Origin of the sequence: Rhodococcus ruber (genome assembly GCF_016804345.1) — a bacterium.
GTDB classification, from domain to species: domain Bacteria; phylum Actinomycetota; class Actinomycetes; order Mycobacteriales; family Mycobacteriaceae; genus Rhodococcus; species Rhodococcus ruber.
The window spans coordinates 2,564,216-2,576,602 of record NZ_CP044211.1 but is presented as its reverse complement, the minus strand read 5'-3'; the positions used below and the strand labels follow the sequence as shown (position 1 = coordinate 2,576,602).

The 12,387-nt window shown below is 71.6% G+C and carries 12 protein-coding genes; 3 read left to right on the top strand and 9 right to left on the bottom strand.

What is annotated here, in order from left to right:
- Positions 1–128: 128 nt before the first annotated feature.
- Genes F1734_RS12075 through rimP form a run of 3 tightly spaced genes read right to left on the bottom strand, consistent with a single transcriptional unit; the run spans position 129 to position 2,127 of the window.
- On the bottom strand, positions 129–449 hold the full coding sequence (locus F1734_RS12075; RefSeq protein WP_010592706.1) for a YlxR family protein: 321 nt from the start codon (positions 447–449) through the stop codon (positions 129–131).
- 44 nt (positions 450–493) lie between these two features.
- Entirely contained in the window at positions 494–1,522 is a 1,029-nt protein-coding gene (gene nusA, locus F1734_RS12070) for a transcription termination factor NusA (RefSeq protein ID WP_003938972.1), read from the bottom strand.
- Positions 1,519–2,127, bottom strand: coding sequence for a ribosome maturation factor RimP (rimP, locus tag F1734_RS12065; protein WP_010592707.1), 609 nt, complete (start codon positions 2,125–2,127; stop codon positions 1,519–1,521). The genes nusA and rimP overlap by 4 nt, the downstream gene beginning before the upstream one ends.
- Positions 2,128–2,289: 162 nt before the next feature.
- Here rimP and F1734_RS12060 point away from each other — a divergent pair, with 162 nt between their 5' ends.
- On the top strand, positions 2,290–2,790 hold the full coding sequence (locus F1734_RS12060) for a hypothetical protein (RefSeq protein WP_010592708.1): 501 nt from the start codon (positions 2,290–2,292) through the stop codon (positions 2,788–2,790).
- The gene (locus F1734_RS12055; RefSeq protein ID WP_010592709.1) at positions 2,787–3,233 is read left to right on the top strand and encodes a ferritin-like domain-containing protein; all 447 of its coding nucleotides are present in this window, start codon (positions 2,787–2,789) and stop codon (positions 3,231–3,233) included. The genes F1734_RS12060 and F1734_RS12055 overlap by 4 nt, the downstream gene beginning before the upstream one ends.
- 18 nt (positions 3,234–3,251) lie before the next feature.
- Here the strand turns inward: F1734_RS12055 and F1734_RS12050 are convergent, their stop codons facing one another.
- Together F1734_RS12050 and F1734_RS12045 are read right to left on the bottom strand one after the other, a co-directional pair.
- Positions 3,252–3,926, bottom strand: a complete 675-nt coding sequence (locus tag F1734_RS12050; RefSeq protein WP_064066638.1) for an O-methyltransferase — start codon at positions 3,924–3,926, stop codon at positions 3,252–3,254.
- A gap of 27 nt (positions 3,927–3,953) precedes the next feature.
- Entirely contained in the window at positions 3,954–5,687 is a 1,734-nt protein-coding gene (locus F1734_RS12045; RefSeq protein WP_203011724.1) for a proline--tRNA ligase, read from the bottom strand.
- Between the two features lie 53 nt (positions 5,688–5,740).
- Between F1734_RS12045 and yaaA the strand changes: the two genes are divergently transcribed.
- Positions 5,741–6,484 (top strand): peroxide stress protein YaaA, encoded by a 744-nt coding sequence (yaaA, locus tag F1734_RS12040; protein WP_064066636.1) that lies wholly within the window; start codon positions 5,741–5,743, stop codon positions 6,482–6,484.
- Here yaaA and F1734_RS12035 read toward each other — a convergent pair.
- The 4 genes from F1734_RS12035 to F1734_RS12020 all read right to left on the bottom strand — a co-directional run bounded on the left by F1734_RS12035 (position 6,455) and on the right by F1734_RS12020 (position 12,324).
- Positions 6,455–7,588, bottom strand: a complete 1,134-nt coding sequence (locus F1734_RS12035; protein ID WP_064066635.1) for an FUSC family protein — start codon at positions 7,586–7,588, stop codon at positions 6,455–6,457. The two genes, yaaA and F1734_RS12035, sit on opposite strands and share 30 nt — an antisense overlap.
- A gap of 159 nt (positions 7,589–7,747) precedes the next feature.
- On the bottom strand, positions 7,748–9,229 hold the full coding sequence (locus tag F1734_RS12030; RefSeq protein WP_017680569.1) for an MFS transporter: 1,482 nt from the start codon (positions 9,227–9,229) through the stop codon (positions 7,748–7,750).
- An 11-nt stretch (positions 9,230–9,240) separates the two neighbouring features.
- Positions 9,241–10,530 carry a uroporphyrinogen-III C-methyltransferase gene (gene cobA, locus F1734_RS12025; protein WP_225222750.1) on the bottom strand — a complete coding sequence of 430 codons (1,290 nt, stop codon included), beginning with the start codon at positions 10,528–10,530 and terminating at the stop codon, positions 9,241–9,243.
- A 111-nt stretch (positions 10,531–10,641) separates the two neighbouring features.
- A complete protein-coding gene (locus F1734_RS12020; protein ID WP_203011722.1) occupies positions 10,642–12,324 on the bottom strand; it encodes a long-chain-fatty-acid--CoA ligase in 1,683 nt (560 codons plus the stop codon).
- Positions 12,325–12,387: the final 63 nt, after the last annotated feature.

Genomic DNA, 12,387 nt, shown 5'->3' with positions numbered 1-12,387 from the left:
GAGCGGCTGGTGCCCGCACGACCTCGGGTTATCTCCGATGGACGTTCATCGCTGGTGCTTCACGGTGTGCTCATGAGTGTTCGTACCTGTTCTTCTCAGAGTTGGTGTCCCCGGTCCGGCGCGTATCGCTACGCCGAGTTCCCCTCGTTCCGGACCCCGACCAGCTGAACAAGCGCGGACGGGTCGATTGTTCCCGACACCCGCAGCGCTCTGCCGAATGCTCGACGCCGCTCCGCCTGACCGAGGCATTCCGGGTCGGGGTGCAGCCACGCGCCCCGACCGGGCATCCTCCGCCCCGGATCCGGCACCAGCACGAAACCTGTCGACTCCGTCGCCCGCGCCACGACCCTCAGCAGATCGGCAGCCAGCACCCGCTGCCGACACCCGACGCAGGTGCGCACCGGAGCGATGCGCTCTCGGCCGGCCGAGGGCAGCTCATGCTGAGCCATCGACCACTCTACCGCTGATCGGGCCGGAACCGTGCATTCCACCCCTACCTGCCTGTCGCGGGCGACCCCGCCGACTCCGAACCACCGGCCGCGGCGTCGCTGCGGATGTCGATCCGCCACCCGGTCAGCCGCGCAGCCAGGCGGGCATTCTGCCCCTCCTTGCCGATCGCGAGGGAGAGCTGATAGTCGGGGACGACGACCCGGGCCGCACGCGCGTCGGGATCGACGACTGTGACGGATACCACCTTCGAGGGGGACAGTGCGTTGCCGACGAACCTCGCCGGGTCCTCGTCGAAGTCGATGATGTCGATCTTCTCGTCCCCGAGTTCACGCATGACGTTGCGCACCCGTTGCCCCATCGGGCCGATGCACGCGCCCTTGGCGTTGAGCCCCGGCACTCGCGAATGGACCGCGATCTTGGAACGGTGGCCGGCTTCCCGCGCGACGGCGACGATCTCCACCGACCCGTCCGCGATCTCCGGCACCTCGAGGGCGAACAGCTTGCGCACCAGATTGGGGTGCGTCCGGGACAGCGTGATCTGAGGACCGCGCTGCCCACGGGAGACCCCGACGACATAGCAGCGGATCCGGTCACCGTGCTCGTACGTCTCGCCGGGCACCTGCTCGGCCGGCGGGATCAGCCCCTCGGCGCCGGTGGTCTCGCCACCGATCTTCACCACGACCATGCCGCGGGCGTTGGCGCGGGTGTCGCGCTGGACGACGCCGGCGACGACCTCGCCCTCGTGCGTCGCGAACTCCCCGAACCGCTGTTCGTGCTCGGCATCGCGAATGCGCTGCATGATCACCTGGCGCGCGGTGGTCGCCGCGATGCGGCCGAAGCCCTCGGGGGTGTCGTCCCACTCGGAGACGAGGTTGCCGTCCGCGTCGAACTCCTGCGCCATCACCCGCACAGCGCCGGTCCTGCGGTCCACGTCGACACTCGCGTGCGGCTGGTGCCCGTCGGTGTGCCGGTAGGCGGTGAGCAGGGCCGTCTGGATCGTCTCGATCAGCGCATCGAACGGGATGTTCTTGTCGGCCTCGAGGACCTTCAGGGCTGCGATGTCGATATTCACTTGTCCACCTTCACTTCGTCCGTGCCGTTGTAGTCGGTGCCGTTCTCGTCGTCCGGATCCTCGCCGTCGCTCTCGGCGATCTCGCCCGCACGCACCCGGCCGTCCGGCACCCCGCCCGCGAGTTCGAGTTCGCGCGGATTCGGCGCGTTGAACTCGACCTCGACAACGGCGCGGCGCACATCCGCGAGCGGAAGCACCCGCACGGACGGCCCGTTGCGGCCGGGGACGACGACCCGGACCTCGTCGCCGACGAGCTCACCGATGCGGCCGACGATCGTCTCGTCGTCCAGGTCGATCCGCGCCTTGCGGGCCTGGGACCGGCGCCAGTGCCGTTCGAGGGTGAGCGGGCGGCCGATGCCGGGGCTGGTCACCTCGAGCACGTAGGGCGACTCGCCGAAGTCGGCGACGGAATCGAAAACCTCCGAGACGAGAGTGCTCAGACGGGCGGCCTCGTCGAGGCTCAGTCCGGTGTCGCTGTCGACGAACAACCGCACCGTGCTGTGCTTGCCCGCAGACGTGACCACGACGTCCTCGAGGTCGTATCCCTCGCGCTCGATCGGTCCGGAGACGAGTTCGGCAATTCTCTCCGGGGGCGGCACCGGCATCGCGACAAGCTCCTCGTTCAGTTGTGATCGCAGCGGACGACATGCCGGCGCACGAGCGGACCGGCAGGTATCCCAGGATATCGCGCATTCGGTGCCCCCGTGACCAACCCCCGCGGCCGACCACCGTCGGATCCACGCGGACCGGGCTGGCACGATGGTGCGGTGCCGACGCTCGCATCCTCACCGCCCGTATCCCGCCGCACCGTGTTGCGGTGGTCCGGCGCCGCGCTCGGCGGTCTCGGCGCGCTCGCCGTCGCCGGGTGCGCTGCCGGCGAGGACGACGGCAGCGGAGAGGTCGATCCGCTGATCGCGCAGGCCGAGCGGGCGCGCGTCGACGCCGCGACCGCCGCCCTGCTCGTCGCGCTGCTTCCGGACCGTGCGCAGGCGCTGCAGGCCGTCGCCGCCGAACGCACGACCCACGCCCAGACCCTGGACGCCGAAGTGGCCCGGCTCGCCGGGACCGACCCGACGGTGTCGGACGTCACGACGACGACCGTCGCTCCGGCCGCGGATCCACCGACCCTCGATCTGATGCGCGACCGGCTGGGCACCTCGCGGCGCGCCGCCGCCGATCTCGCCCGCACCCTGCAGGGGTACCGGGCGGGCCTGCTCGCCTCGATCAGCGCCGCGTGCGCCGTGCACACGGGGGTGCTGCTGCCGTGAGTTCGCAGTCGCTGGGTGTCGAGCAGCAGGCCCTCGTGGACGCGTTGAACGCCGAGTACGCCGCGGTGTTCGGGTACGGAATCGTCGCCGCCTTCTCCAACCCCGCCCGGGCGGCCGAGGTCTCGGCCGACACCGCGGCCCACCGCGCCCGGCGCGACGCCACCACGGATGCGCTGCGGGCCGCGGGCGTGACCCCGCCCCCCGCTGCCGCCGGGTACACCACGCCCTTCCCGGTGACCGATCCGGTCTCGGCAGCACAGCTGGCGGTACAGATCGAGGCCGATGTCGCCGTGGCGTGGCGTTCCGTCGTCGAGCGGGCCCGCAGCGAGCACACCCGTGGAGCGGCGATCGAGGCGCTCACCGAGTCGGCGATGCGGGCGGCACGGTGGCGCGTCAACCTGGGGATCGCCCCGCCGTCCGTCGCGCTGCCCGGGCAACCCTGAGCCGTCCGGCGCGGCGGGTCAGGCGGTCATCACGGCGATCGCCACGCCGTCCCAGCCCTTGACCCCGACGGTCTGCAGCGCGGTCGCGTCGAGGCGGGGCTCCGCCCCCATGAGTTCGAGCACCTCCCGGGCGCCGCGCACACGCTCGTCGTCGAGGTCGGCATTGGTCACCGATCCGCCGCGGATCACGTTGTCGACGACGATCACGGTTCCGGGTCGGCCGAGCCGCAGCGCCCACCGCACGTAGTGCGGGTTGTTCTCCTTGTCGGCGTCGACGAAGACCAGGTCGAACGGGGCCTCGCCCTCGAGGGACGGCAGGAGGTCGAGGGCGGCGCCCACGCGGACCTCGACGCGCTCCCCCACCCCGGCGCGGTCGAGGTTGGCGCGGGCGACCTCGGCGTGCCGCGGTTCGTACTCGAGGGTGACCACGCGCCCGTCGTCGCCGACGGCCCGCGCCAGCCAGATGGTCGAGTACCCGCCGAGCGTGCCGATCTCGAGGATGCGCCGGGCACCGCGGATCCGGGCCAGCAGGTGCAGCAGCTTGCCCTGCACCGGTGCCACGTCGATCGGCGGCAACCCGGCCGCGGCGTTGGCCTCGAGCGCCGCGGTCAGGGCGGGGTCGTCGCCGACGAGGAGCTCGGCGAGGTAGCTGTCGGTGGCGGCCCAGTCGTCGGCCGTGTCGCTGTCGGTCATGACACCGATTGTGGGGTCCGACGCGCCTCAGCGGCCGAGGATCTCCTGCAGCGCCTCGTCGGCCGGAACCTCCCGGGACTCGCCGCCGAACCGGTCGCGCAGCTCGACCTTGCCGTTCGCCCATCCCCGTCCGACGACGACCACCAGCGGCACGCCGAGCAGCTCGGAGTCCTTGAACTTCACCCCGGGCGAGGCCTTGCGATCGTCGAGCAGGACCGCGACTCCGGCCTTGTCGAGTTCGGCCGCCAGGTTCTCGGCGCCCGCCCGGGCCGCCTCGTCCTTGTTGGCGATCACCAGGTGCACGCCGAACGGAGCGACCTCGGCCGGCCAGCGCAGACCCTTGTCGTCGTGCTGCTGCTCGGCGATCACCGCGACGAGCCGCGAGACGCCGACACCGTAGGAACCCATGGTCGGCCGCACCGGCTTGCCGTTCTCGCCGAGCACGTCGACGGCGAAGGCATCGGTGTACTTGCGGCCGAGCTGGAACACGTGGCCGATCTCGATGCCGCGCGCCGACACCAGGGGCCCGGCACCGTCGGGCGACGGATCACCGTCGCGCACCTCGGCGGCCTCGATCGTGCCGTCCGGGACGAAGTCCCGGCCCGCGACGAGTCCGACGACGTGCCTGCCGGGTTCGTCGGCGCCGGTGATCCACGACGTGCCGTCCACGACCCGCGGATCGACGAGGTAACGGACCCCGTTGTCCAGCAGCGCCTTCGGACCGATGTACCCCTTGACGAGGAACGGGTGGGCCGCGAAGTCGGCGTCCGTGAGCAGCTCGTACTCGGCCGGCTCGAGCGATGCACCGAGCCGCTTGTCGTCCACCTCTCGGTCGCCGGGGATGCCGATACCGAGCAGTTCCCACTCCCCGCCGGGTCGCCGCGTCTTGACGAGGATGTTCTTCAGGGTGTCGGCGGCGGTCACCGGGCGGTCGAGCGCCCCGGCTGCCCACTCGACGAGAGTCTCGATGGTCGGGGTGTCGGGGGTGTCGTGCACCACCGGCTCGGGCAGCCCGTCGAACGCGACCGGCTCGGGAGCCAGAGTGCGCACCGCTTCGACGTTCGCGGCGTAGCCCGACTCGAGGCAGCGCACGTACGTGTCCTCACCCACCTCGCTCTCGGCGAGGAACTCCTCCGACGCGCTCCCGCCCATCGCGCCCGAGGTCGCGGAGACGATGACGTACTTCACCCCGAGACGCGCGAAGATCCGCTCGTAGGCGTCGCGGTGGGCCCGGTAGGACTCGGCCAGGCCCTCGTCGGTGAGATCGAAGCTGTAGGAGTCCTTCATCACGAACTCGCGGCCGCGGAGGATCCCGGCACGCGGCCGCTCCTCGTCCCGGTACTTGGTCTGGATCTGGTACAGCGTGACCGGAAAGTCCTTGTAGGAGTTGTATTCGCCCTTGACGGTGAGCGCGAACATCTCCTCGTGGGTGGGCCCGAGCAGGTAGTCGGCGCCCTTGCGGTCGTGCAGCCGGAACAGCCCGTCGCCGTACTCGGTCCACCGGTTCGTGGTCTCGTAGGGGTCGCGCGGCAGCAGTGCCGGCAGCGAGATCTCCTGCGCGCCGATCGCGTTCATCTCCTCGCGCACGACGCGCTCGACCTGCCGCAGCACCCGCAGACCCAGTGGCAGCCACGAGTACACCCCCGGCGCTATGCGGCGGACGTAGCCGGCGCGCACGAGCAGCTTGTGGCTGGCGACCTCGGCGTCGGCCGGATCGTCGCGGAGGGTGCGGAGAAACAGGTGCGACATGCGGGTGATCACGGGAGAGCAGCCTACCTGCCGCCCCCGGACCGGCCTCGGTACGGTTACCGCTTGTGCTGGTGCTTCTGCCTCCTTCCGAAACCAAGTCCGACGGCGGCGACGGTGCGCCCCTCGACCTGGGCGAACTGTCGATGCCGCAGCTGACCGTGACTCGCGAGGCGCTGGCGCAGGCACTCGTCGACCTGGCCGCGGACCACGAGGCGTCGACCGTGGCGCTCGGCCTGGGTCCCACGCAGGCGGACGAGATCGAACGCAACGCCAAGCTGTGGGTCTCGCCCACGCGACCGGCGCTCGCGCGATACACCGGAGTGCTGTTCGACGCCCTCGACGCCGCCGGGTTCACCAGGGCGCAGCGGGCGAAGGCCTACCGGCGGCTCGCGATCGGGTCGGCGCTGTTCGGCGCGGTCCGTGCGGGCGATCCCGTCCCTGCATATCGCCTGTCGGGCGGATCGAAGCTGCCCGGGTTCGGCACCCTCGCGTCGTTGTGGCGCCCGGAACTGAGCGACGCACTGTCCGCGGAGGCCGCCGGGGAGCTCGTCGTGGACCTGCGCTCGGGGGTGTACCAGCAACTCGGACCTGTCCCCGGTGCGGTCACGGCAACCGTGCTCACCGAGCAGCCGGACGGCAGCCGCAAGGTGGTCAGCCACTTCAACAAGCACCACAAGGGCCTGCTGGCACGTGCGCTCGTGCTGACCCGCGCGGAGCCGGCGGACGTCGACGGTGTCGCGCGGGTCGCGGCCCGCGCGGGTCTGCGGGTGGAGACGGCGTCAGCCACCGAACTCGTGATTCTGACCTGATTGCGGTGTGCGCCCGGTGTCCTGCACCGCGGTGAGGAACCGGTGCGCCGGGTGCCAGAAGCTCCCGAGCACGGCCGCCACCCGGGGATCACCGGACCCGGCGGCCGAGCGCTGCAGTTCGGCGAGCCGGCGGGCGCACCGGTCGCGGGCCTCGTCGAATCGCGCGGGGTCGTCGTGGGCGTCCCCGATCCGGTCCACGAGCCCGGCAAGGGCCGTCAGGAGGGCGGGCACGGAACACCGCGCCGCGTCGTCCGCCTCGGCGAGAACACCGTCCGACGCCGCCTCGGCGACACGTGCGAGTTCGCGCAGCGCCGGCACGGCGTACCACAGCCGGTCCAGGACGCCCTGGGAGGCCGTGGCCTGGTCCCGGACCCGGTCTGCGATCGGACGCGGATTGAGCCGCGCGCTCTCGCGTGCCCACTGCGAGGATTCCGCCGCGCGCTCCATCATCCGGTCGATCTCCTCCGCCCGGCGCGCCCAGCCCCCGGTGCCCGGGCCCGCGTCGTCGCCCGTCCCGGCGGCCATGTCGCACAGCAGGGATCGGATCTCCCGGGTGAGTACCTCGAGCTCGTCTCCGACCGGGTAGACGGGCGGGAAGAGCGCCGCGGTCACCACGAGTCCGCAGACCGCGCCGATGGCGGTCTCGATCAACCGGTCTCCCAGCATCACCGGATCGCCCGCGACGCCCGTCGCGATGACGAACAGGGCGGTGATCGCCACCCAGATCCCGTTGGTGCCGAACACCCGCCACCGGCCGACGAACCAGCCGACGAGCACGGCTGCGCCGATCGACAGCGTCGGTCCGGGCACGAGCGCGATCGCCGCCGCGGCGAGCAGTACCCCGGACAGGACGATCGCCATCTGCACGAACGCCTGCCGGACCGACCGGAACACCGTCGTCTCGACGAGGAACACCGCGACGTACGGCGCGAGATAGGCCTGCGGCAGCGCGAGCCACTCGGCGGCGACGAGCCAGGCCATCATCGCAGCGACGGACGCCTTGGCAGCCTGGGTGGCGATGTGGCGCTCGTGGCCTCGTTCGCGGACGGCACGTACCGTCCACGACGCCGAGTATCGAACCCGGTCGGTGAAGGCGGACAGCATGTGCTCCGGCTACCCGGGACGCACGGCGGTCACACCCCGGTGCGGGCGGCCACCGCGGCGGAGGTCTGTGTGCTGTTGCACCTCCGGCGGCGGAGGTCTATGTACCCTGCGCCTCCGGCGGCGGAGGTCTATGTACCCTGTGCCTCCGGCGGCGGAGGTCTATGTACCCTGCGCCGCCTTCTCCGCTTCCTGGGCCTGCGCGACCTGCTCCGGGGTGAAGCGGATGAACAACGCCGCAGCCCCCGCGATCACGGCGCACACCGCGCAGCCGACGAGAGCGAACAGATAGCCCTCCCCCAGCGCGTAGAGCTGGGCGGGGTCCATGTCGGCGACGGCGCCGGACGTACCCCCCAGGGCCAGGGTCCGGGAGGTGGCCATCGCGCCGATCACGGCGAGACCGATCGGGCCGCCGAGCGTCTGCGCCACCTGGGCGATCGCAGCGAGCGGGCCGATCTCGTGCGAGCCGACGCCGGCGATCGCACACAGCGGCAGCGGGACCACGGCCAGGCCCACGCCGAATCCGACGACGAGCACCAGGACGAACAGCGTCGGCACGTACGCGACGGTGTGCGACATGGTCGACCCGTACAGCAGGCTGACCGCCATGATCAGGGCTCCGGTGACGACGAGCCACCGGGGCCGCACCCGGACCGCGAGCTTCGACGCGACCGCAGCGGCGGCGCCCAGCCCGAAGGCGAACGGCACGAACGCCAGACCGGCCTGCAGCGGCGAGTACCCGAGGATGTCCTGCACGAACAGGGCGACGAACGCGGCGAGGCTGAACATGACGGCACCGGCGAAGAAGATCGACACGAACGTCGCGACCCGGTCGGGATTGCGGAACAGCACGAACGGCAGCAAGGGGTTCTCGGCGCGGCGCTCCACGACGAGGAACACCGCGAGCAGCGCGGCACCGGCGAGCAGCGCGCCGACCACCGCCGGGCTGCTCCACCCCATCTCGGGGCCCTCGGTGAGCCCGAAGACGAGACCGGTGCAGCCGAGCGTGGCGAGCACCGCGCCCGGCACGTCCAGCGGCAGCCGCTCGGCGGCGGTCTCGCGGAGTGCGATCACGGCCAGGGTCACGATCAGGATCCCGATCGGCACGTTGATCAGGAAGATCCAGCGCCAGGACACCTCGGTCAGAGCGCCTCCGATGATCAGCCCGGCGATCGAGCCGACACCCGTCATGGCCGCGAAGATGGCGATCGCCTGGTTGCGGGCCGGTCCGGGTGCGAAGGTGGTGGCGACCAGCGCCAGGGCCGTGGGCGAGGCCACAGCGGCGCCGACGCCCTGCAGCGCGCGGGCCGCGACGAGGGTGCCCTCGTTGACGGCGAGTCCGCACAGCAGCGAGGCGAGCGTGAACAACCCGACGCCGGCGATGAACATGCGTTTACGACCGAAGGCGTCGCCGAGGCGTCCGCCGAGCAGCATGAGACCGCCGTAGCTCAGTGCGTACGACGTGAGCACCCAGTTGCGGCCCGCGTCGCTCAGGCCGAGGTCCTCCTGCAACGGGGCCAGCGCGAGATTGGCGACCGTGCCGTCGAGGACGACCATCAGCTGCAGGCCGCTGAGGACGACGATCGCCAGACCCAGCGCACGCGTGGTGACGGGGTAGCTCACGGGCGAGGAGGTTTCGGCCATGTGGATCAACGTTACCGAGCGTCCGAGGCGACCTCGGCCACCGGCCCGACGTCGAACGCGGCCACCGGCCCGATGACGACGATGGCCGGCGGGCGGATCTGCTCCTCCCGGACCCGCGCGGCGACGGTCGCCAGATCGGCGCGCAGCACCCGCTGGGTGCGCAGCGTGCCCTCCTGGATCACGGTGACCGGCGTCTGCGCGGGCCGGCCCCCCTCGAGCAGGGCGGCGGCGAACTGCTCGATCCGCTCGACCGCCATCAGCAGCACCAGCGTGCCGCGCAGGCGCGCGAGCGCACCCCAGTCGGTGAGCGAATCCGGGTGGTCCGGGGCCACGTGCCCGCTGACCACGACGAACTCGTGGGTGACCCCGCGATGGGTGACCGGGATCCCCGCCGCGGAGGGCACCGAGATGGCGCTGGTGATGCCCGGAACGACCGTCACGGGCACCCCGGCGGCAACGCATGCCTCGAGTTCCTCGTAGCCGCGGCCGAACACGTACGGGTCGCCGCCCTTGAGCCGGACGACGAACTTCCCGGCCTTCGCGCCGTCGATGAGGGCCTGGTTGATGGCCTCCTGCGCCATCGCCCGGCCGTAGGGGATCTTGGCGGCGTCGATCACCTCGACGTGGGGGCCGAGCTCGGCGAGCAGTTCCGGTGGGGCCAGCCGGTCGGCGACGACGACGTCGGCCCGGGCCAGCAGGCGCCGCCCGCGGACGGTGATCAGGTCGGGATCGCCCGGGCCACCCCCGACCAGCGCGACCCCGGGACGGGCGGGTTCGGCGTCTGCGACGACGGCGCCGGACTGCAGGGCCTCGCGGATCGCGGTGCGCACGGCCGCGGAGCGGCGGTGGTCGCCGCCGGCCAGCACACCGACGGTCATCCCGTCGTAGTGGGCGGTGGCCGGGGTGACCGCGGTGCCGCGACGGGCGTTGTCGGCCCGGACGCAGAAGATGCGGTCGCGTTCGGCCTCCGCGACGATCGCGGCATTCGTGTCCGGTTCGTCCGTGCAGGCGATGGCATACCAGGCGCCGTCCAGATCCCCGGCGCGGTAGTCGCGCAGTTCCAGGGTGATCTGCCCGGCGGTCGCCATGCCCTCGACGGCGGGCGTCGCGGCACGGGTGATCACGTGCACGTGGGCACCGGCGGCGACGAGCAGGCCGAGCCGCCGCTGTGCGACGGTACCGCCGCCGACCACCACCACGCGCCGGCCCCGCAGATTGAGCCCGACCAGGTAGTTGGTCTCGTCGTCGGCAGCACTGGACACCGGCACTTCCCATCTTTCGGCACTGTCTGCAACGCGCATCACGCTGCGTGGAACGCACAAACACTACGGGCACGGTGGTTTGCGGCGCCATCCGCCGTACGAACTTCGTGAGCGACGCCGCAGTCGCGACCCGCACGGCTGCCGGAGGGATCAGCCGGGGAGGAGAGACTCGCGGACCTGCCGGCGCAGCACCTTCCCGATCTGGGAGCGCGGCAGGTCCTCCACCACCACCACACGTCGCGGAACCTTGTAGGCGGCCAGGCGCGACCGGCAGTGCTCCCGCGCCGCCTCGGGGTCGACGTCCTCACCCGAAACCAGCACCGCCGCCACCACGTCCTCGCCGCCGTCGGAAGCCGGCAGTCCCACCACGGCGGCATCGACGATCCCCGGGAACGACCGCAACGCCGCCTCGACCTCGGACGGCATGACATTGAATCCACCGGTGATGACCAGTTCCTTGATCCGATCCACCACCGTGACGAATCCGTCCCGGTCGACCTGGACGATGTCCCCGGTCCGGAACCAGCCCCCGTCGAGCAGTGCTTCCGCCGTCTGTTCGGGCTTGTTCCAGTATCCGGAGAACACCTGCGGACCCCGGAGCAGCAACTCTCCCCGCTCCCCGGGTTCGACGTCGCGCGCCGGGTCGGCAGGATCGACCACCCGGATCTCGGTGCTCGGGAAGGGCACCCCGACGGCGCCGGGCCGGCGGGTGAGTCCGATGGGATTGCCGATCGCCACCGGCGACGTCTCGGTGAGCCCGTACCCCTCGACCAGTACCCCGCCGGTGACCTCCTCCCACAGTTCCAGGGTCTCCGTCGGCAAGGGCATCGCCCCGGAGATCGACCATCGCGCCGACGTCAGGTCCACCGATCGCTCCCGGGCCGCGCGGGCGAGCCGCTCGTAGATCGGCGGCACCGCCGGCATGAACGTGGGCGGGTGCTTCGCGGCGGCGGTGAGCACCAGATCCACGTCGAACTTGGGGAACAGGACCAGCCGGGCGCCGATACTCATCGCGAAGGTCACGCACAGCGTGAGCCCGTATGCGTGGAACATCGGCAACACCGCGTACACGACCTCTTCGCCGTCCACCAGGCCCGGTACCCACGCACGACCCTGGGCGGCGTTGGCGCCGAGGTTGCGGTGGGTCAGCATCGCGCCCTTCGGGACGCCGGTGGTGCCGCTCGTGTACTGGATCACCGCCAGATCCTCGACCGAGGGCCCCGGTCGATCGGGGTCGACGGGCCCGTCCGCCAGCAGCCGATTCCACGGAATCGTCCCGGGCGCAGAGCCGGTCAGCGCGTCCCGCGCCGCACGCGCTTTCGGAACGGGAAGGGCGAGCGCGAGCCGCTTGGACCACGGCATCGAACGCGTGATGTCCACCGCCACGATGTGCTCGACGGCCGTGTCCCCGGCGATCTGCTGCAGCAGCGGACAGACCTTGTCCCAGGCGATCGCCACCGTGGCGCCGTGGTCCGCGAACTGGCGGGCCATCTCTTCCTCGGTGTAGAGCGGATTGTGCTCGACCACCACGCCGCCGATCCGCAGGACCGCATAGAACGCGATCACATGTTCCGGGCAGTTCGGCAGGACGAGCGCCACCCGGTCACCGGGGCGCACACCGAGCCGCCGTAGCCCCTCCGCGCCGCGGTGCACCCGGTCGGCGAGTTGCGAATAGGTCAGTTCCGCGCCGAAGAACTCGAGCGCCGGACGTGGTCCGAACCGGGCTGCCGAAGTCTCGAGCATGTGGACCAGCGAGTGCTCCGGAGGCGTGATGTCCGAGGGCACGCCCTCGGCGTAGCTGGCGAGCCAGATCCGTTCCCTAGCGGTGCTCACAGCCCTGCCCCTCTCCACGCTGGAACCAGCGTAGACCGCCGGGCGGGGACACCGGCATGTTCC